Annotated in this window: 17 protein-coding genes and 1 pseudogene; 7 read left to right on the top strand and 11 right to left on the bottom strand. The window is 61.1% G+C overall.

Features of this window, described 5'->3' with window-relative positions; translation table 11 throughout:
* Nucleotides 1-159 precede the first annotated feature (159 nt).
* Entirely contained in the window at nucleotides 160-1,917 is a 1,758-nt protein-coding gene (locus RIFP1SYM_RS04145) for a hypothetical protein (RefSeq protein ID WP_005959873.1), read from the top strand.
* Nucleotides 1,918-2,189: 272 nt separating this feature from the next.
* Here the strand turns inward: RIFP1SYM_RS04145 and mutM are convergent.
* From mutM to RIFP1SYM_RS04170, 5 genes and pseudogenes are all read right to left on the bottom strand, one after another.
* Nucleotides 2,190-3,001, bottom strand: a pseudogene (gene mutM / locus RIFP1SYM_RS04150) (bifunctional DNA-formamidopyrimidine glycosylase/DNA-(apurinic or apyrimidinic site) lyase).
* A 2-nt stretch (nucleotides 3,002-3,003) separates the two neighbouring features.
* Nucleotides 3,004-3,474: a hypothetical protein gene (locus RIFP1SYM_RS04155; RefSeq protein ID WP_006474469.1), complete on the bottom strand. Its 471-nt coding sequence runs from the start codon at nucleotides 3,472-3,474 to the stop codon at nucleotides 3,004-3,006.
* 1 nt (nucleotide 3,475) lies between these two features.
* Nucleotides 3,476-4,798, bottom strand: a complete 1,323-nt coding sequence (locus RIFP1SYM_RS04160) for a GldG family protein (protein WP_005959877.1) — start codon at nucleotides 4,796-4,798, stop codon at nucleotides 3,476-3,478.
* A 2-nt stretch (nucleotides 4,799-4,800) separates the two neighbouring features.
* The gene (locus tag RIFP1SYM_RS04165; RefSeq protein WP_005959878.1) at nucleotides 4,801-5,517 is read right to left on the bottom strand and encodes an ABC transporter permease; all 717 of its coding nucleotides are present in this window, start codon (nucleotides 5,515-5,517) and stop codon (nucleotides 4,801-4,803) included.
* Entirely contained in the window at nucleotides 5,514-6,440 is a 927-nt protein-coding gene (locus RIFP1SYM_RS04170; protein ID WP_039959709.1) for an ABC transporter ATP-binding protein, read from the bottom strand. The genes RIFP1SYM_RS04165 and RIFP1SYM_RS04170 overlap by 4 nt, the downstream gene beginning before the upstream one ends.
* 104 nt (nucleotides 6,441-6,544) lie before the next feature.
* Here RIFP1SYM_RS04170 and RIFP1SYM_RS04175 point away from each other — a divergent pair, with 104 nt between their 5' ends.
* The gene (locus RIFP1SYM_RS04175) at nucleotides 6,545-8,515 is read left to right on the top strand and encodes a hydantoinase/oxoprolinase family protein (protein WP_476756435.1); all 1,971 of its coding nucleotides are present in this window, start codon (nucleotides 6,545-6,547) and stop codon (nucleotides 8,513-8,515) included.
* Between the two features lie 190 nt (nucleotides 8,516-8,705).
* Here the strand turns inward: RIFP1SYM_RS04175 and RIFP1SYM_RS04180 are convergent, their stop codons facing one another.
* From RIFP1SYM_RS04180 to radC, 4 genes are all read right to left on the bottom strand, one after another.
* Nucleotides 8,706-9,743 (bottom strand): EAL and HDOD domain-containing protein, encoded by a 1,038-nt coding sequence (locus RIFP1SYM_RS04180; protein ID WP_005959881.1) that lies wholly within the window; start codon nucleotides 9,741-9,743, stop codon nucleotides 8,706-8,708.
* A 175-nt stretch (nucleotides 9,744-9,918) separates the two neighbouring features.
* Entirely contained in the window at nucleotides 9,919-10,074 is a 156-nt protein-coding gene (rpmG, locus tag RIFP1SYM_RS04185) for a 50S ribosomal protein L33 (protein WP_005959882.1), read from the bottom strand.
* 14 nt (nucleotides 10,075-10,088) lie between these two features.
* Nucleotides 10,089-10,325, bottom strand: a complete 237-nt coding sequence (gene rpmB / locus RIFP1SYM_RS04190; RefSeq protein ID WP_005959883.1) for a 50S ribosomal protein L28 — start codon at nucleotides 10,323-10,325, stop codon at nucleotides 10,089-10,091.
* 101 nt (nucleotides 10,326-10,426) lie between these two features.
* On the bottom strand, nucleotides 10,427-11,101 hold the full coding sequence (gene radC, locus RIFP1SYM_RS04195) for a RadC family protein (RefSeq protein ID WP_005959884.1): 675 nt from the start codon (nucleotides 11,099-11,101) through the stop codon (nucleotides 10,427-10,429).
* Between the two features lie 172 nt (nucleotides 11,102-11,273).
* Here radC and coaBC point away from each other — a divergent pair, with 172 nt between their 5' ends.
* From coaBC to slmA, 4 genes are all read left to right on the top strand, one after another.
* On the top strand, nucleotides 11,274-12,491 hold the full coding sequence (gene coaBC / locus RIFP1SYM_RS04200; protein ID WP_005959885.1) for a bifunctional phosphopantothenoylcysteine decarboxylase/phosphopantothenate--cysteine ligase CoaBC: 1,218 nt from the start codon (nucleotides 11,274-11,276) through the stop codon (nucleotides 12,489-12,491).
* A gap of 115 nt (nucleotides 12,492-12,606) precedes the next feature.
* Complete coding sequence (locus RIFP1SYM_RS04205) at nucleotides 12,607-15,153, top strand: phosphomannomutase/phosphoglucomutase (RefSeq protein ID WP_005959886.1); 2,547 nt, start codon at nucleotides 12,607-12,609, stop codon at nucleotides 15,151-15,153.
* 48 nt (nucleotides 15,154-15,201) lie between these two features.
* A complete protein-coding gene (gene argB / locus RIFP1SYM_RS04210) occupies nucleotides 15,202-16,098 on the top strand; it encodes an acetylglutamate kinase (protein WP_005959887.1) in 897 nt (298 codons plus the stop codon).
* Entirely contained in the window at nucleotides 16,098-16,691 is a 594-nt protein-coding gene (slmA, locus tag RIFP1SYM_RS04215; RefSeq protein WP_005959888.1) for a nucleoid occlusion factor SlmA, read from the top strand. The genes argB and slmA overlap by 1 nt, the downstream gene beginning before the upstream one ends.
* A 35-nt stretch (nucleotides 16,692-16,726) precedes the next feature.
* Here slmA and RIFP1SYM_RS04220 read toward each other — a convergent pair whose 3' ends face one another.
* Complete coding sequence (locus tag RIFP1SYM_RS04220) at nucleotides 16,727-17,713, bottom strand: DUF4124 domain-containing protein (protein WP_240991643.1); 987 nt, start codon at nucleotides 17,711-17,713, stop codon at nucleotides 16,727-16,729.
* A 211-nt stretch (nucleotides 17,714-17,924) separates the two neighbouring features.
* Here RIFP1SYM_RS04220 and RIFP1SYM_RS04225 point away from each other — a divergent pair, with 211 nt between their 5' ends.
* Nucleotides 17,925-18,671: a sulfite exporter TauE/SafE family protein gene (locus RIFP1SYM_RS04225; protein ID WP_005959890.1), complete on the top strand. Its 747-nt coding sequence runs from the start codon at nucleotides 17,925-17,927 to the stop codon at nucleotides 18,669-18,671.
* A 16-nt stretch (nucleotides 18,672-18,687) separates the two neighbouring features.
* Here RIFP1SYM_RS04225 and pyrE read toward each other — a convergent pair whose 3' ends face one another.
* Nucleotides 18,688-19,329 carry an orotate phosphoribosyltransferase gene (gene pyrE, locus RIFP1SYM_RS04230; RefSeq protein WP_005959891.1) on the bottom strand — a complete coding sequence of 214 codons (642 nt, stop codon included), beginning with the start codon at nucleotides 19,327-19,329 and terminating at the stop codon, nucleotides 18,688-18,690.
* Between the last annotated feature and the right edge of the window lie 18 nt (nucleotides 19,330-19,347).

Here is a 19,347-nt window from a genome sequence, read left to right on the forward strand (position 1 = left end):
CATACATCGCTCTGTAGGACCGCTTGCAGACAGACCTGCCCGGCTAAAGTCGGGCCTACAGGCGATCTGTTTGATGGTCAGCTTAAGAATTTGCGACCTCCTTCCTTGATCTGGCTTTATGTCGCAGAATAGATTCTCATTCCCATTTAAACCGGTTGTTTGACCACTCAGGAAAAACCATTGATGAATCCACTCAAAACGTTGAGCGTGGCCCTCTCCTGCGCCCTTCTACTGACTGCCTGTGGCGGTGAAAGTACTAGTACCGACAACGGGGTGCCTGTTGTCAGCGGCAGCCATAGGGTGCTCGCCTTTAATGATCTAGGTATGCATTGTGCCGACTTGGATTACTCTAATTTTGTTGTTCTGCCCCCTTTCAATGTGGTGCATAGTCAAGTGATCGAACGGGGCGCCACGCCACGCCTCCTCGATAATAGTGAGGTTGTTGTTACCTATAAGGCACAACTGGATGCGAATGGATCGATCACTACGACTAGCCAGAATCCTCCGAGCGGGAGTTTTACTAAGAGTAATTTTTGGGACATCAATCCAGCGACGGGCAATACGTATGTCTTTGACCTGTTTGGCATAAATCCGCAACCTGATGAGGGACTCACTCAGCAAGAAATGCCGGGTATCCTGACCCCCTATTCGGCCAATGACGCCCAGGTTTTCAATGGATTCAATAGTGCAAAAAGCTGGTTCTCTGCCGAGGGTATACCCATACTGCCCGTTGATGACTCGGGCGGTACTCAAGCCTATCCCTTAATGCGAGTGAATGCTGCAGCCCCTTCCTCTGGGGAGGATCTGGCGAGCGTTGATGTCGTGTTGCCGGTCGCATCGGAAGCCGATTGCCAGAATTGCCACGCGGTAGGAGAGGTTGGAGCAAGGGATTCTTCCATCGCCTTTGTCTTTCCTGACGATATTACCGATCCCAACAGCGTATTGCAGGCGGCGAAGGAGAACATTCTGCTACTGCATGACAAGAAGCACGGCACCGATTTGCACAACCAACGCCCGGTACTTTGTGCTCGCTGTCACTACTCGGCAGCACTTGACTTGGCTGGCAATGGGGGGCCAACCGGAGACCAGATTGGCCATGACATGATGTCCCAGGTCATGCACGGTTACCATGGGCGTTTGAAAGACCCGGACACTGGGGCCGACCTGTTTCCAGCAGATGGCACCCTGGAGGAAACCTGTTACCAATGCCATCCGGGCAAGATTACCAAATGCCTGCGGGGCGCTATGGGTAACGCAGGTATCGTCTGTCAGAACTGCCACGGTGACATGCTAGCAATCGGCGGTGTTTTTCCTCTGCCCGATGGTTCTACGCGCCGCCCCTGGATCGACGAACCACGCTGTGAATCCTGTCATACCGGTGATGCGCTCGATCATCTGGGTGCCGACATCCGTCTCACCCAAGCCTGGGATAGCAGTGACAATTCAGCGGCCCCCAGGTCTGTCAACAACCTACGGTTTGCCGGAAATAGCGCAGAGCTGTACCGCAACAGCCTGGGGCATGGTGGTGTTGCCTGCGAGGGCTGCCACGGCTCGACCCATGCGATCTGGCCGAATGCTCAGAACAGCTCCAATGACAATGTGGCCGCCACTCAGATCCAGGGGCACACCGGCACGATCGCTGAGTGCGCCACCTGCCACACCAGTCTGCCCAATACCCTGGATGGCCCCCATGGTATGCACAATGTTAACAGCAGCAGTTGGGATCTTGGACATGAAGACTTCTATCGCCGCAATCCCAATGCCTGTAAGGCCTGCCATGGCAATGACCTGAATGGCACTGTTCTCTCTCGTGCTGCGGCTGATCGGGATTACCAAAGCGATGATGATGGTGGTCGCACAGTCCATGTTAGTAAAGGGACGGAGATCGGTTGCACGCTCTGTCACGCACGTCCATGACGGGGTGATTGAGTCCTGTTGGATTATCGGCTGTTGTTGCAGCAGGGGCGCCGGGTAAGCGGCGTCCCTGTGCGTGATGACTAATTCTCTCTGGAGCCAGTGTGCAGTGATGTAGAAAATCAGTTGAGAGTCGTTAAAAAATGAGCCTTGTCATGTAGTTAGAGAACTGCCGTCCAGGCCAGGTATCGGAGATGCGTTCAATGTTTGCTGAACGTGTGCTCAAAAATCGCTGGCCTTGTAATGTTTTTTGTTACAGAAAGCCGGTCGGGTGTTCAGCGCTGGCAGAGCGGGCAGTAGAAGCTGGAGCGCTGCCCCAGGGTTTTTAGGCGGATCGGCTCAGCACAGATCGGGCAGGGCTCGCCGGTTCGGCCATAGACCTGCAACTGCTGGGCGAAGTAACCGGGGGAGCCATCCTCCTGCTGAAAGTCACGCAGGGTGGTGCCGCCCTGTGCGATCGCCGCATTGAGTACCTCGACGATCGCAGCGGCAAGCCGCTGGTAGCGTGCCAGGGCGATGCGGTTGGCGGCCCGTTGTGGGTGGATGCCGGCGCGGAACAGCGACTCATTGGCGTAGATGTTGCCGACTCCTACCACCACGCGACTCTCCATGATCAGCTGCTTGATGGCGACGCTGCGTGATTGGCCGATCTGATGCAGATAGTCGCCATCGAACCCTCACGCAGTGGTTCGAGGCCTAGCCTGGCTAGCAGTTCATGGCACTCGCCGGTCGGCTGCCAGAGCACGGCGCCGAAGCGCCGTGGATCACGCAGGCGCAGCAGTGAATTGTTGTCGAACTCCAGGTCGAAGTGGTCGTGGCGCTGGGGCGGCGTACCGTTCGGCAGCACCCGCAGACTGCCCGACATGCCGAGGTGCAGGAGCAGGCTGCCTGGGGCGAAGTTGAGCAGCAGATATTTACCCCGCCGTCCCACCGAATTGAGCCGCTGGCCATTTAGCAGTGGACTCAGATTTTCTGGCACAGGCCAGCGCAACCGCGGCTGGCGCACGACAATCCCACTGACAGCGGCGCCCTCAAGGTGTGGCGCGATGCCGCGGCGGGTGGTCTCTACTTCTGGCAGTTCAGGCATATTTACTCCAGAAATGCCGCTGCCGGCGCGCTCAGGTGGTGACGAAAGCCATCGCCGATCAGATGGACCTGATCACCGATCTGCAGATAGCGCTGGCCGCTGAGCGGTTCTGTGGTGCCAAAACGTAGCTCGGTCTGGTCGAGCCAGAGGATCGTTTCAGGTGGCTGCAGGCCGAACGCAGCGAGGCGCCCCTGCGGCAGTGGAAAGTGCGCCAGACTAGGGGTTGTGGCGATGCCCAGTAGTTGCGCCACCCGTTGCTGATCGGCCCGTGCCTCGCCCAACCACCAGACCCCATTGTGCCGCTGCAGCTCGATCGTCTGTCCCGCACGGATCAGTCGGATCTGTTGGATCCTGGCTGGGCTAAGTCGGGTCAGCGGCGGCGGCATGTCGCTGGATTGCAGCCACCAGGCCGCCCCACCCAGCAGGGCGACCAGCAGCAGTAAGATCAGATTGACCCGGCTGAGCGTGCGCATCTCAGGCCCGGTTGCGTCGCCAGCCGAGTAGCCCACCGATGCTGAACAGTAGCAACGGCAGGCCGAACAGTGCGCCCAGCCCGATGATCCCTTTGGTCAGCGGTGAGAGCTGCAGCTCTCGGTCGAGGATCGGTCGTGGTGGGATGCCGATCAGCTGCTCAGCGCCGGCCAGCCAACCAACCAGGGCCAGTCCCAGATCAAGATTGCCGGCATTGGCCAGATAGCTGTTGGAGAGAAAATCGCCGTCGCCGATCACCACCACCCGCTGTTCGCGCTCGCCCCGCTGGCGGGTGAGGGCGAGGCCGATGGTGAGTGGCCCGGCCTGTTCGCCAAGTTCAGGATTGCGTTCCACCTCGCCGTGGATCGGGCCGGTCTCGTTCCAGCTCTGTGGCAGGGTGCGCAGCAGCCCGGTGACCTGCCAATCGCGGGTCTGATCCGCCTGCAGCGCCAGGCTCTCCGGAAACAGCGTGAGCAGATCGAAACCGGCGGTGGCGGGAAACTCTGGATATTCGGAGACCAGTGCCACTGTTGGGTTGTCGATGCCGAGGCGGCGCACATTGGCGTCTACCAGAGTGCCGGGCAGGGCTTCGATGTCGAGTTGCTGTAGCAGCGGCTGCAGGCTCTCGCGGCTGGATGGGTCTGTCAGCAGCAGCAGATTACCGCCTTGCTGCAGGTAGGCCTCAATCAACGCCAGCTCGCCCTCCAGCAGGGCAGTGGTGGGGGAGGCGATCAGCAGCAGAGCGGTGTTGTCTGGCGGCACAGTGGCAGGGGTCAGAGCGACCAGCTGGTAGCCTTTCTGCTGCAGGGATTGGCCAAACGCCCCCAGGTCGTGGTTGGCCTTGCCGTGCAGATCCCGTTCGCCGTGGCCGGTGAGCGCGGCAATCCAGTGGTGCTGTTGCTGGCTGAGGCGCTGCAGGGCATTACTGAAGTGAAGCTCGCTGAGCCGCTGCAGACGCTCCTCCCGCCCCTGGTAGCGCAGGACCAGCTCACCGGAGAGGGAGATCCCCTGGCGGCGGCTGGCGTCGGGGTTGCGGATCGGGTCGACAAATGTCAACTGCAGGTCGGGCTTGAAGCGTTGGTAGCGTTCGATGAAACGCTCCACCTGCTGTTGCAGCGTCGAGGCGCGGGGAGTGAAGATGGTCACCTGCAGTGGGCCCTTGAGGCGCTGCAACAGTGCGATGCTGGTCTCGCTAAGGGTGTGGCTGCCGTTACGGGTCCAGTCCCACTGCCACTGGTAGCGGTTGCTGAACCAGGCGAGCAGCAACAGCAGCGCCAGGCTCAGCAGCGGGAAGATCAGCTGGTGGATTTGTTTGCCAATGTTCATGCTCAGCTCTCCCGGCGCAGCTGTAGGCGGTGCAGCGCCAGGCCGAGGAAAAACAGACTCAACAGCAGGAAATAGGCGATGTCGCTGCTGCGCACCCAACCCAGTTGCAGGTTGAGGAAGTGAGGTGGCCAGCCAAACCAGCTGAGTAGGCCGCTGCTGTCGGCAGAGGCGTATTGGCTGATGATGGAGAGCAGCAGCAGCAGGCCGTAGCTGCCCGCAGCCGCGGCCCCCGGGGTGCGGCTCAGGCTGGAAACATAGAGGCTGATGGCGGCGAAGCTGCTGCCCAGCAGTAACAGACCGAGACTGGCGGTGGCCAACAGTCCCCAGTCGGGTTGGGTGCCGACCGCCAGTGGTATCGACAGCCCCAGTGGCAACAGCGCAACCAGCGCGATGACCCCCAGCAGGGCGAGGTACTGGCCGAGTAGGATCTCCCGGAGACGTAGCGGTGCGGTGCTCAACAGGCTGTTGCTGCTGTCTGACAGGCGCATCGTCAGCAGCGGCGTGATAAACAGGATCAGCACTGCCGTCAGGCCAAACAGCTCCAGCCCCAGATGGCGGCTCAGGCCAAACAGACGCCCGACCGCCGGGGTGCTGCTGAAGGCATCTAGGGTCTGTAGCAGCTGCCAGCCCAGCAGCAGACTGGCCAGCGCCAGCACTATCCAGGCGAACGGGGTGCGCATCAGCCGCCGCCACTCAATCCAGGCCAGCCGCCAGCTCATTCAGAGGCCCCTTGGCTGGTCCTGCCGCTGGTCGCCTCGAGGTAGATCTGCTCCAGGCTGAGGCGTTCCTCACTGAGTTGCCGAAGTCCCCAGCCCTGCTGCACAATCTGCGCTGCCAGTTCGGGGGCGGTGGCTTTGGGGGACAGTTGCACCCGGAAGTAGTCGGTGTGGAGGCGTTCGACAGAGGCGATCTGCGGCAGCTGTGTGAGGGCTTCATTCCCCGGGTTCTGCTGCAGCTGGAGCCGCAGCAGCGGAGTCTGGGCTGGCTCGATTGCACCCTGGTAGATGGCGCGTCCCTGCTGCAAGATTGTCACTCGGTCGGCGCAGGCCTCCACCTCGCTGAGGATGTGGCTGGAGAGCAGCACCGCACTCTGCTCGGCCAGCTCACGGATCAGCTCGCGCACCTCGCGGATCTGTGCCGGGTCGAGCCCCTCGGTGGGCTCGTCGAAGATGATTAGGTCGGGGGCGTGGATGATCGCTTGGGCGATGCCGGCCCGCTGCTGGTAGCCCTTCGAGAGGTTGCGGATCAGGCGTCTGCCAACGCTCTCCAGGCCGCAGCGGCGTTTGCTGTTGCCGAGAGCCTCGCGGGCTGCCTGAGGCGTCAGCCCCCTGAGCCGGGCGCAGTCGTAGAGATACTCATCGACCCGCTGCTCGGGATGCAGCGGTGGGCGTTCCGGCAGATAGCCGAGCCGGCGTTTCGCCTCGATCGGCTGCTGCTGCATGTCAAAGCCGGCCACCGTGACACGACCGTGGCTGGGCGCCAGAGCGCCGCTGATCAGCCGCATCGCGGTGGATTTGCCAGCCCCGTTGGGCCCCAGCAGGCCGACTACCTCACCGCGTTGCAGCTGCAAGTTGAGTCTCTGCAGGGCGCGTTTTTGGCCAAACTCGCGGCTCAGCTTGTGGGTGGTCAGCAGGGTTTCCATCTGGCGCAAGATAAGGAATTTGCTGCCGACCCACAAGCGGCTTTTTGCATGGGGCGGCTTTGTCTTTGCGGAGGTGGAGGGTATCTTTGCCTCTCACTGTTTCGATGGGGATGATCTTGAAATATCTGGGTGTTGATACCGGCGGTACTTTTACCGACTTCGTGCTATTCGATGCTGCCGGGTTGCGCATCCACAAGGTGCTGTCGACACCGGACGCGCCGGAGCGGGCGATCCTGCAGGGCATCGCCGAGATGGGGCTCGACCCGGCGCAGCTGCGGGTGGTGCACGGCTCCACCGTGGCCACCAATGCGGCGCTAGAGGGGAAGGGCGTGCGCACCCTCTATATCGGCAATCGGGGGCTGAAGGATCTGCTCACCATCGGCCGTCAGGCGAGGCGCGAACTCTACAACCTGCAGCCGGAGCCGATCGCGCCGCCGGTGCCTGAGGGGCTTTGCCTGGAGACCGGCGGGCGGCTGGCGGCGGACGGCTCACTGATCGAAGATCTGACTGAGGCCGATCTGCAGATTCTGGTCGAGGCGGTGTCTGAACTCAAACCCCGCGCGGTGGCGATCAACCTGCTCTACGCCTACCTGGATGACTGTTTCGAGCGGGAGATCGAGGCAGTGTTGCCGGAGGCGGTGTTTGTCTCCCGTTCCTCGGCGGTGCTGCCGGAGGCAGGTGAATATGAGCGCGGTATCGCCACCTGGCTAAATGGTTGGGTGGGGCCGCTGGTGGAGGGCTACATTGGTCGGCTGCAGGCGGGGTTGCCGGGGGCTCGGGTGTCGGTGATGCAGAGCTCCGGCGAGGCGATTGCGGCGCAGCAGGCGGCGCATCAGGCGGTGCGGATGCTGCTCTCGGGGCCGGCGGGCGGTCTGGTGGGGGCGCGCTTCGTGGCGGCGGCCTCCGGACATGAGCGGCTGCTTTCGTTTGATATGGGCGGTACCTCCACCGATGTGGCGCTGCTCGACGGTGCGCCGCGACTGACCCGCGAAGGGCGCATTGGTCCTTGGCCGGTGGCGGTGCCGATGGTCGACATGCATACCATCGGCGCAGGCGGTGGTTCCATCGCCTACCTCGACGACGGCGGCATGCTGCAGGTGGGGCCGGAGTCAGCGGGGGCCGCACCTGGTCCCGCCTGCTACGGCGCCGGGGGGGAGCGGCCAACGGTCACCGACGCCAATCTGGTGTTGGGGCGGCTGCGTGCCGACGCCTTTCTCGGCGGCCGGATGCGGCTCGATCTGGCTGCGGCGCGGCGTGCCGTGGGCGGGCTTGCCGAGGCGATGGGTTTGTCGCCGGAGCAGGCCGCCGAGGGGATTGTCCGCATCGCCAACGAGCACATGGCGCGGGCGCTGCGGGTGATCTCGGTGCAGCGCGGGGTCGACCCGCGTGGCTTTACCCTCGTCTCGTTTGGTGGNGCAGGCGGGCTGCATGTTTGTGCCCTGGCCGAGGCTTTGGGGATGACTCAGGCGATGGTGCCGGTGCAGGCTGGAGTGCTGTCGGCGCTGGGCATGTTGGCGAGCCGGCCGGGGCGGCAGCTGGCGCGCACCCGGCTCGGTCTGCTGAAGGAGTTGAGCGAGGATTTGATTCGACGGGAGCTGGATGCGCTGGCTGAGTCCGGTCTGCAAGCATTGCTGGCGGAGGGAGTTGCGAGAGCGCAGGTTGAGCGGTGCGATTCGCTCGATCTGCGTTACCGTGGGCAGTCCTATACGCTCAATTTGCCTTGGGAGGGGCTTGATCAAATGGCGGAGCAGTTTCATGCACGGCATCAGGTCCGCTTCGGCCACCGCATGGAGGCCCCGGTGGAGCTGGTCAATCTGCGAGTTGGGTTGCAGGGGCCAAGCCCGCAGGTGGCGCTGAAGGCTGTGCCTGCGGCTGCTGCGCTGGCTGAGTGGGAGTCGATACGGGTTGCCGGAGTCGAGGCTGAGGTGCCCTGTTACGAGCGTGCTGAGCTACTGGCGGGGCGTGAGGTTGTTGGTCCGGCGCTGGTGACTGAGCAGGTCTCAACCAGCTGGATCGCCCCCGGTTGGCGCTGTCGAGTCGATGGGGTGGGGAACCTGCTGTTGTCGCAGACGTAGTCGGGTGTTTAGGCTTCGCCCAGCGCCTGGGCCTCGGCGAAGGCGGTCTTGGAGGCGTTGAGAAAGATCTCGGTCAATTCACCCAGATCGAGCTCAAAACGGTCGTCAGGTTGGATATTGCCAGATTCGTAATTGAGGGTGCAGACCAGGGCGCGGCCGGCGGGGCCAGCGTGATCGAGCAGGGCGGTGTTCAGTTCGTCGGAGAGGCCCAGTTCGCCAATGATCTCCGCCAGCGGACNTCCATCAGCAGGTCGAGGATGGAGAGTAGGCCGACGCTGAATCCCATCTCGGCGGAGCAGTTGGAGCCGCTTTTGCTGAGCAGGCGCTGGCACATGTGGGCGCGTACCAGGGCGGTGGTGAAGTAGTCTTGGGGTTTGTTTGCCACCCGCGACAGCACCAGCAGACTGGCCCAGGCGCGGATCCGTGTTAGCCCCATGAAGACCACAGCCTGGTGGATCGACTCGACGCGGCGCGGCATGCCGACGGCGGCGGAGTTGATGAAGCGTAGGATCTTGTAGCTGAGGCTGGCGTCCTGGGCGATCAGATGCTCCAGGTCTCTGATCTCCACCTGCGGATCGTTGAGCCGGGAGACCAGCTGCATGATCACCATCTGGTTCTCCTCTAGCCGCTTATCCTCCACCACCTTGGGGCGGGAGAAGTGGTAGCCCTGAAAGAGATCGAAGCCCAACTCGAGGCACTGCTGGAACTCCTCTTCGGTCTCGATCTTCTCCGCCAGCAGCAAGAGCTTATGTTGGCGCAGCTTTGGCAGGCCGGCCTGCAGCTGCTCGGGGGTGAGGGCGGGGATCTCTACCTTGATAATGTGGGCGTGGGGCAGCAGTGGGTCCCACNTTTCCTCGAAGGCGTAGTCGTCGAGGGCGATGGTGTAGCCCTGTTCGGCCAGCTCACGCACCCGCGTCACCAGGGGCTCGTCCACCGGGATATCTTCGAGTATCTCCATAACCACCCGTTCTTTGTCGAATGCCAGTTGCGGGTGGTCGAGCAGCAGGTTGCGGGTCAGGTTAATGAAGGCGCGGTGGGGGCCGACGATGCGTTCCAGGCCGATCTCGACAAAGCAGTTGAGGAGTACTTCTGAGGAGGCAAAGTCGCCGTTTGTCAACTGGTTGACGTTGCTGCCATCCTGATTGCCCTGGCGGAATAGCAGCTCATAGGCATAGACTTCCAGGGAACGGTCATAGATCGCCTGCCTGCCGACGTAGATATCCTTCATTAGTACTGGTTTCCCTATTATCCCGGGGTGCGGTGGTCTCCTGCTAAGTCGGCAGGTGAGGGAAAATGTTTACCGCTTCTGGCGCCATTTATAGGGTTCTGTTGGGGCTCCGAGAAAAAGAAAGCCCGTCTCAGGGACGGGCTTTCAGGATGCCGCAGGGTCGCAGGGAAGCGGCTTATTTGATCTTCGCTTCCTTGTACATGACATACTTGCGGATGGTGGGGTCAAACTTTTTGATCTCCATCTTGCCGGGCATGTTGCGCTTGTTCTTGGTGGTGGTGTAGAAGTGGCCGGTGCCGGCGCTGGATACCAGTCGAATCTTGTCACGCATGATGGTTTCCTCTGTTAGACCTTTTCACCACGGGCGCGGATCTCGCCCAGCACTGTGTCGATGCCTTTTTTGTCGATGATGCGCATACCGTTGGAGGTGACGCGCAGACGAACCCAGCGGTTCTCGCTCTCAACCCAGAAGCGATGGTAGTGCAGGTTGGGCAGAAAACGGCGTTTGGTTTTGTTATGAGCGTGGGAGACGTTGTTCCCGCTGACCGGGCGCTTGCCGGTGACCTGGCAGACTTTTGACATGGTCCAAACCTCTAAAAACTGTTAACCCTGGGGCGAAAGGCGCGTATTTATAGCAGAGAGCGGGAGGGAGCGCAAGCTGTCTGGGTCCGTGGCGGCTGATTTTAGATCAGGCCCTGCTCGGCGAACGAGTAGGGTCGACCATCGCCAATCACGAAATGGTCGAGCACGCGGATCTCCACCAGCTCTAGGGCTTGTTGCAGACGCAGGGTGATGCGCCGGTCCGCATCGCTGGGTTCGGCGATCCCGGAGGGATGGTTGTGAGCCAGGATTACCGCTGCCGCATTATGATGCAGGGCCCGTTTCACGACTTCCCGGGGGTGGACACTGGCGCCATCGATGGTGCCGCGAAACAACTCCTCGAAGATGATGACGCGGTGGCGGTTGTCGAGAAACAGGCAGGCGAAGACCTCGTGCGGATGGTGGCGCAGTTGTGCGCTTAGGTAGTGGCGGGTCTGCTCCGGGCGGGTGAGCGGGCTGCCGCGGTTCAGATCCTCGCCAAGATAACGCCGCCCCATCTCGAGCACTGCCTGCAACTGGGCGTACTTGGCGTTGCCCAGGCCTTTGCCGTGACAGAAGACCTGGCGGTCGGCGGTGAGCAGCGGCCGCAGCCCCTGGAACTCGGTGAGCAGGTCGCGGGCCAGATCCACTGCGGTGCGGCCGGCCACCCCGGTACGCAGAAAGATCGCCAGCAGTTCGGCGTCGGTGAGGCTAGACGCCCCCTGTTTGAGCAGTTTCTCCCGCGGGCGCTCGTCTAACGGCCAGTCGGTAATCGGCATATGACCTCCCTGTCATGCTGCTATGTTGGTTGTCTGGAGCTAAATCTAGCCTGTTTCGGCGGGTTCTGCCGATGTTAGTACTCACTCAGAGTGTTAACACTGTCACTTTGAGGTTTTGGCACCTTAAGGTACCCTCTATAACCGATTTTTGTTCAGGATGGTCTAACGACTCATGTCGGCTCTAGCCAACCAAAAGATCCTGTTGGGCGTAACCGGGGGCATCGCCGCATATAAAAGTGCGATGCTGCTGCGTGCACTTATCGAGGCCGGCGCTGAGGTGCGGGTAGCGATGACTGCCGCTGCCCAGACCTTTGTCACCCCACTTACCTTCCAGGCACTCTCCGGTCGGCCGGTCCATACTGAACTGCTTGATCCCGCAGCAGAGGCGGCGATGGGGCATATCGAGCTGGCCCGCTGGGCGGATCTGATCCTGATTGCTCCCGTCTCTGCCGATTTCATGGCCCGACTGAGCGTCGGCATGGCGAATGATCTGCTGAGCGCCATCTGTCTGGCCACCACAGCCCCTATCGCGCTGGCGCCGGCGATGAATCGGCAGATGTGGCTCAATCCGGCGACCCAGGAGAATGTACAGCGGCTCACTGCTCGTGGCCTGCTGATCTGGGGGCCGGCGGAGGGCGTGCAGGCGTGTGGTGAGAGCGGGCCGGGACGCATACTGGAGCCGGAGGCACTGCTGGATCAAGTCAGTGCCCATTTTGTAGGTGGGACGCTGGCTGGAGTCAAAGTGGTGCTGACCGCTGGTTCGACCCGTGAGCCGATCGATCCGGTGCGTTTCATCAGTAACCGCAGTTCCGGCAAGATGGGTTTTGCCCTGGCGGCGGCGTTGCGTCGGCTTGGCGCCGAGGTGGTGCTGGTGGCTGGACCGGTCGCACTGGCAACCCCTGCGGGGGTGCAGCGCATCGATGTGGAGACAGCCCAGGAGATGCAGCTGGCGGTGTCGGAGCAGTTGGCGGGGTGCGATATTTTTGTCGGAGTGGCTGCGGTGGCGGACTATCGCCCCCGCGAGATGGCGCAGCAGAAGATCAAAAAGCAGCAGACGGTCATGACGCTGGAGCTGGAGCGCAATCCCGATATCCTGGCAGATGTCGCGGCTGCTGAAGATCCGCCCTTTACTGTTGGCTTTGCCGCCGAGACCCAGAACGTGAAGGCCTATGCGGAGGAGAAGCGCAGGGCTAAGAGAATCGATCTGATTGCCGCCAATCGTGTCGCTGCCGCAGAGGGTGGCTTTGAACGGGATGAGAATGCCCTGACCCTGCTGTGGGAAGGGGGGGGCGAATCGCTGCCGATGATGCTAAAGAGTGAATTGGCAGCACGGCTCGCCGCTCGCATCGCGGAGCGATATCATGCGCGGACCCAGCAGGAAAACAGTTGATGCAGCAGATCGCTCCAGGTTGCGGGTGTGTGGCGAATGCCTTAGGCAGTGGTGGTTTGGAATGCCTGCCCCCAGGCATTTGCAGGATCGGAAGGAGCTTTGAGATAGCGAGCTTATGAGTAAGAGAAGTAAGCGGAAAGAAAAAACGGGCACCAGGCAGAGCCCGACCGGCAGAGGGATCCGCTGGTATTGGTCGATAGCGGCTGCGGTAGTGGTGGTGCTGTTTCTTCTGGTGAGCGCGATCCTCTACCTGCAGGCCAGCCTGAAGGATGCGGCGGCAGTTGAGCGCGAGGCGCGGCTGGTTGCCTCCGGTGTGGCGGAGCGCGTCGCCGTTACTACCCAGGCACGCATGCAGATGTTGCTCGGGATAGCGCAGGATCCGCAGCTGGCCGACTATTTCAGCACTGATAATCGAGCGGAGCTTGATGGCTACGCAGAGCAGCTGAACCGGCTGCTGCCAGGGGTGCTGCGATTGCGTCTGCTGGCTGCCGGTCAGCGCGAACCAGAAAACAGCGCGATGCCTCATCTTGGCTACGCCTCCCTGGAGCTGATCCGACTTGCGGAGGAGCAGCCAGGAGTACCTCCGGCCCAGGTGCACAAGTTTGGCGGGGCGCAGCAGCATATCGCAATAGCGGTGGCGGTGCGAAACAGCAAACAAGGCCCCGCGCTGGGGGTGATACATGCGGCCTTCCCTGTGGCCCTGTTGCAGGATGTGGTTGAGCGCAGCCGCCTGAATGGTCGTGTCGAGGTGCGCCAACTGGTGCAGAGAGCTGCGCCGCTGGTGCTGGCCGCAGGTGGGAGCGGCAGGGCGGCTGGCGAGCCGGATGGACGTTTTGAGGTCGACGGAACCATCTGGGAGGTGGCCTATTGGTCGGGGCAGGTGAGCACACCTCTGCTGGAGCAGATCTATCTGCTGGCGCCGGGTGGGATAGCGGCACTACTGGCAGTGGCGCTGATGGGGCTGCTGGCGCTGCAGATGCAGCGGGCGCTGAAGGGGGATCAGTACAGCCTGCTGGAGTTGGCCGAGGTGTTGATGGCGGGCAAGTCGCCGAAGCGCCAACAGGCAAAGCTGCTCGATATGCAGTCAACCTTGGAGATCATTGAACATCAGGCTCGCGAGTTCGCCAATGCGCGCAAGCAGCGCCGTGAGCGGCGCAAGCGTGGCAGCGCCTCAGCCACTGAAGGGATTATGGTGGAGGAGGATATCTTCGCAGTGCCGAAAACCGATCAGCCGGGTGCTGACAGGCGTGCGAGGCAGGCCGAGGCGCTGGAGAACGCCGATGCACTCGCAGCGGTGCCGGCCAGCATCTTTCGTGCTTACGACATCCGCGGTCTGGTCGGCGAAACCCTGACCGAGAATGTGGCCTACACCATCGGCCAGGCGATCGGCAGCGAGGGCTATGAGCAGGGCTTCCAGTCGATCGTGGTGGCCAGGGATGGACGCAACTCCAGTGAGGCGCTGCAGGAGGCCCTGATCAATGGGCTATTGTCGAGCGGGCGCGATGTTATTGACATCGGCATGCTACCGACACCACTGCTCTACTATGCGGTGCATGAACTCAATGTGGGGTGTGGCTGTATCGTCACCGGCAGCCACAATCCGATCGAATATAACGGCATCAAGGTGGTGCTGGGTGAAAAGAGTCTCTCCCCCGAGCAGATCCAGGGACTCTACCGCCGGATCGCGGATGGCCGCCTGATGAAGGGGCAGGGGCAGCGGAATATACGCGAGATTACCGAAGACTATATCGAACGGGTGATCAACGATGTGCGCCTGGCGCGCTCCCTGAAGGTGGTGGTTGACTGCGGTAACGGCGTGGCGGGTATGGTGGCGCCAGAGCTGTTTAGACGCCTTGGTTGTGATGTGGTGGAGCTGTTCTGTGAGGTGGATGGCAGCTTTCCCAACCACCATCCCGACCCGAGTCGGCCCGAGAATCTGGAGGCCCTGAAGCAGGCGGTGGTCGAAAACCAGGCCGATGTGGGGCTCGCCTTCGATGGGGATGGGGATCGCCTAGGAGTGATCGACTCCTCCGGCAAGTTGATCTGGCCCGATCGGGTGTTGATGTATCTCGCCATCGATGTGCTGGCCCGCCTGCCAGGCGGTGACATTGTCTATGACGTCAAGTGCTCCCGGCATCTGGCCAATGTGGTGCTCTCCAACGGCGGTCGACCGCTGATGTGGAAGAGTGGCCACTCGCTGTTGAAGGCGAAGCTGCAGGAGACTGGTGCCCTGCTCGCTGGTGAGTTCAGCGGACACATCATGTTTGCGGAACGCTGGTATGGCTTCGACGATGCGCTCTATGCTGGTGCACGCCTGCTGGAGATCCTGGCGCTTGAGCAGCTGTCTAGTGCCGAAGTCTTCACCGGTCTGCCCGAGGGTGAGTCGACACCGGAGTATCAGGTGCAGCTTGAAGAGGGGCAGGGAGACAAGATCATGGATGCCCTGGAGCAGCAGCCGGAGATCCCTGGTGCTCGCATGGTCTGGATCGACGGACTGCGTGCCGAGTTCGAGCGGGGCTGGGGTCTGGTACGGGCCTCCAACACTACCCCGTCGTTGGTGTTCCGCTTTGAGGCGGATGATGCCCAGGCGCTGAAGGTGGTACAGGATGTCTTCCGCACGCTGATGCAGAAAGTCGCACCCGAGCTGGAGATGCCGTTTTAACCGGTCATCCGACCTTTCAATTCTATTTAGAACCTTTGTAATAACACTATGTCTTTGACTCCGGAACAGGCCCATAACATTGCCCATGTATTGACCGCCGCGCTGCCCTACATCCAGCGTTTCAGCGGCAAGACCATCGTCATCAAGTATGGTGGCAACGCGATGGTTGACGAAGATCTCAAGAGCAGCTTTGCCCGCGATATCGTGTTGATGAAGCTGGTTGGCATCAACCCGGTGGTGGTGCATGGCGGTGGGCCACAGATCGGCTCCCTGCTGGAGCGCCTCGGCAAGGATTCAGAATTCATCCAGGGCATGCGTGTTACCGACACCGAGACCATGGATGTGGTGGAGATGGTGCTGGGTGGGCTGGTCAACAAAGATATCGTCAACCTGCTGAACCGCGCCGGTGCCAGGGCGGTCGGTTTGACCGGCAAGGATGGTGACCTGATCCGTGCTCGCAAGCTGCTGGTGGAGTGGAAGGGACCGGAGCTGGAGGCCCCGGAGATCATCGATATCGGCCATGTGGGGGAGGTGGAGAGCATCGACACCAGCGTGGTGGAGATGTTGCTGCATGGCAATTTTATCCCAGTGATCGCGCCGATTGGTGTCGGCGAGGATGGTCGCTCCTACAATATCAACGCCGATCTGGTGGCGGGCAAGGTGGCAGAGGTGCTGCAGGCGGAGAAGCTGATTCTGCTGACCAATACCAAGGGGTTGCTTGATCAAGAGGGTGGCCTGTTGACCGGCCTCACCAGCGAGCGGGTCAACGAGCTGATCGCAGACGGCACCATCCATGGCGGCATGCTGCCAAAGATCGGCTGCGCGCTGGATGCGGTGACCGGCGGAGTCAACTCAGTCCATATCATCGATGGTCGTCTGCAGCATGCGGTGTTGCTGGAGTTGTTTACCGACGAGGGTGTCGGCACCCTGATCCGGCGGCGCTGATGAGTGGCAAGGTCTCCCGCAAACAGCTGATCCTCGAAGCCTTGGCAACAGAACTGGAGCGTAACCCCCGCGGGCGGATTACCACGGCTTCGTTGGCAAGGGCGGTGGGGGTGTCGGAGGCGGCGCTCTATCGCCACTTTGCCAGCAAGGCGAAGATGTTCGAAGGGTTGATCGACTTTGCCGAGGAGAGCATCTTTGTGCGGGTCAATCAGATCCTGGAAGAGGAACAGGATGCGCGGGTGCGTTGCGGGCGGCTACTCTATCTACTGCTGGCCTTTGCTGACCGTAATCCCGGTATCTCGCGGGTGCTGCTGGGCGATGCGTTGGTGGGGGAAACGGAACGTCTGCTGATGCGAGTTGGGCAGTTTTTTGCGCGCCTGGAGACCCAGTTGCGGCAGATCCTGCGCGAAGGGACGATGCGTGATCAGGGCTATGCTGGGATCGATGCGCGGGTCGGAGCCAATCTGCTGTTGGCGGTGGTGGAGGGGCGCATGCACCAGCATCTGCGGAGTGGGTTTGCCGACTCCCCGCTGGCGGAGTGGGATGCGCAGTGGCGCATCCTTGAGGGGGCTTTGCGGCAGATGCAGAGCTAGGCGTTATCGTACAGGCCCTGGCCCCGCTGCTTGCCTCACTGTTTGTCAGGTGAAGTAGGGTGTTCCGAGAGGGCCTCGATAAAGCCTCGCTTGACCCCAGTTATCTTTTTGCTGTTACAGAATGCGTTACCCGCCGGGGAGTCTTTGCACTGCAGATCCATGAAGATCACAGTGCCCCTTTTATCTGGATTGCGGATGCGGGAGATGGTGATGCTGATATCGTGATCATCCACCGGTGGTCCGGTCATCACGATATTGGTGGCGAGCATTTTGACGGGGGTGGTGGCATGGTTGCGCAGAAAGCGTTTGGCTCTGGACCAGGCGCTATTGCAGCTGTCGTTGCCAGAGCACTCGAAGACATTGTTCAATGGGCGCTCTTGCGTGCCGCCTGTCTTGTCGGTTCCGGCTTCCCCATCTTTGCTCTGACTTGCACTTAGGTGCTTGAGTTCGCGGAAGCGGGCTTGGTCGCGGGCAAACGCGGTGCGAATACGGTTTTTGTCCTGTTCCCGTTTGACAATCGACTGGTAGGCCGCCTTCAGCGCCTGGCGTTTGCGATCGATCTGCGCGAGATAATCGGGTGAGGGGGTTTCACCGCTCAGTTCCAGAGCGGCAGCGTTTTGCTGCATCTCCAGCAGGCTGTTCTTGATCCGTTTGATGTTGGTCTGGGTCATCAGGATCGTTAAATCCACCGCCCTGAGCTGGCCATCGCGGGCCATGATGATGTCGTCTTCACTGCGAAAGGTGCGCAGCAACACCCGATCCGCGGCTTTTTGCTGATCGATCAGCGCCTGTTGTTCCTGCTGAAGACGCCGTTGGATCGCCTCCAGCTGCAACTGCTGTTTGGTCTTGGCGGCATCGATCCGGTCGACGACGATGCCCCGTTCATCCAGCTTGCTATGTTCCTGTTTGACGTATTCCGGAGGGATGCTGTCAGCGTAGTGGATCCGGCCCTCTTCGTCGGTCCACTTGTAGAGCCGGCCTGCACTGCTTTGCGCTGGCAGCGCCAGTGCCAGCGCTACCATTAGCAGAGATCCAGTTTTGAAAAAGATGTTCAGTTTGGCCATAATCTTTACTTCGCTCCGCTTCGTCTACAGAACCTAGCGGCTGGCTGTTTGAATTCCTTATTATCGTTGTCTTTGGCTGGAATTCCCTTCTCCCCCACTCTATTAGAATGTTTCTCCCACCATTCCTCAAATGGTATCGATTGCCTATTTTCGCTGAGATCACCCATCCGTGGAACAGTTCACTCTTTTTCTGATCTCGCTACTGGCCAATCTCTTTTCGGCGTTTTCCGGTGGCGGCGCTGGCTTGGTGCAGTTGCCGGCATTGATTTTTCTGGGGTTGCCGTTCGGTGTGGCGTTGGCGACTCACAAGGTCGCTTCGGTCGCTTTGGGGGTGGGGGCGACGATACGCCACCTGCATGAAGGTGGACTGGAGTGGTGGTTCTCGCTGTTTCTGCTGTTGTCGGGTATCCCCGGCGTAATCCTTGGTGCCAGCCTGATCTTGCGGGTCCCGGACCGGGTTGCCGAGGTGGCGCTGGGCATCTTGACCCTTGGGCTGGGAGTCTACTCGCTGTTGAAGCGCTCATTGGGCCAGGAGTACTGCCCGGCTCATCGTGACCTGCCGGGATATCTGCTTGGCGGATTGGGACTATTCTGTATTGGCTTTCTCAACGGTTCTTTGACCTCAGGGACAGGGCTGTTCGTGACCCTCTGGCTGGTGCGCTGGTTTGGCATGGATTACCGCACGGCGGTGGCGCATACCCTGGTGCTGGTCGGCATGTTCTGGAATGGCTCTGGCGCACTGACCCTGAGCCTGCTCGGAGAGATCCAGTGGGAGTGGCTGCCGGTGCTGCTGGCAGGGTCACTGCTGGGCGGCTATCTGGGGGCGCATCTCTCCATCACCAAGGGCAACCGTTGGATCAAGCGAGGCTTTGAGGTGGTCACCCTGGCGGTGGGGACGAAGCTGGTGATTGGCTGAGCCGCTCCTGCTCCACTCAGATGCCGTAGCGCTCCCGGTAGTCGCGGATCTGCTGCAGTGATTCAGCGGAATCGGGGCTCGCCTGCAGATACTCGATCAGCTGCTCCAGCTGCACGATGGAGCTGACCGGCATGCCGTAGTCGTTCTGCACCTCCTGAATTGCCGAACGCTCACCCTGGCCGCGCTCCTGGCGGTCGAGGGCGATTACCACTCCGGCCGGGGTGGCCCCCAGGTCGCGGATGATCTCCACCGATTCGCGTACCGAGGTGCCGGCTGAGATCACATCGTCGATGATCAGGATGCGCCCCTCCAGGGCGTGACCGACGACTATGCCGCCCTCGCCGTGATCCTTTGCCTCCTTGCGGTTGAAGGCGTAGGGGATGTCGATCTGGTGCTGGTCATAGAGCGAGGCGGCAGTCACCGCCGCCAGCGGGATGCCTTTGTAGGCGGGGCCATAGAGTAGATCGAACTCGATGCCGGAGTCGACGATAGTTTGGGCGTAGTAGCGCCCCAATCGCGCCAGAGCTGCGCCAGTGTTGAACAGGCCAGCATTGAAGAAGTAGGGGCTGATGCGTCCTGACTTGAGGGTGAATTCGCCAAAGCGGAGCACGCCTACATCGAGGGCGAAGTCGAGAAATTCGCGTTGATAATCCTGCATTTTTCGGCATCCTGGTTA

The organism is endosymbiont of Riftia pachyptila (vent Ph05) (assembly GCF_000224455.1).
Classification (GTDB): domain Bacteria; phylum Pseudomonadota; class Gammaproteobacteria; order Chromatiales; family Chromatiaceae; genus Endoriftia; species Endoriftia persephonae.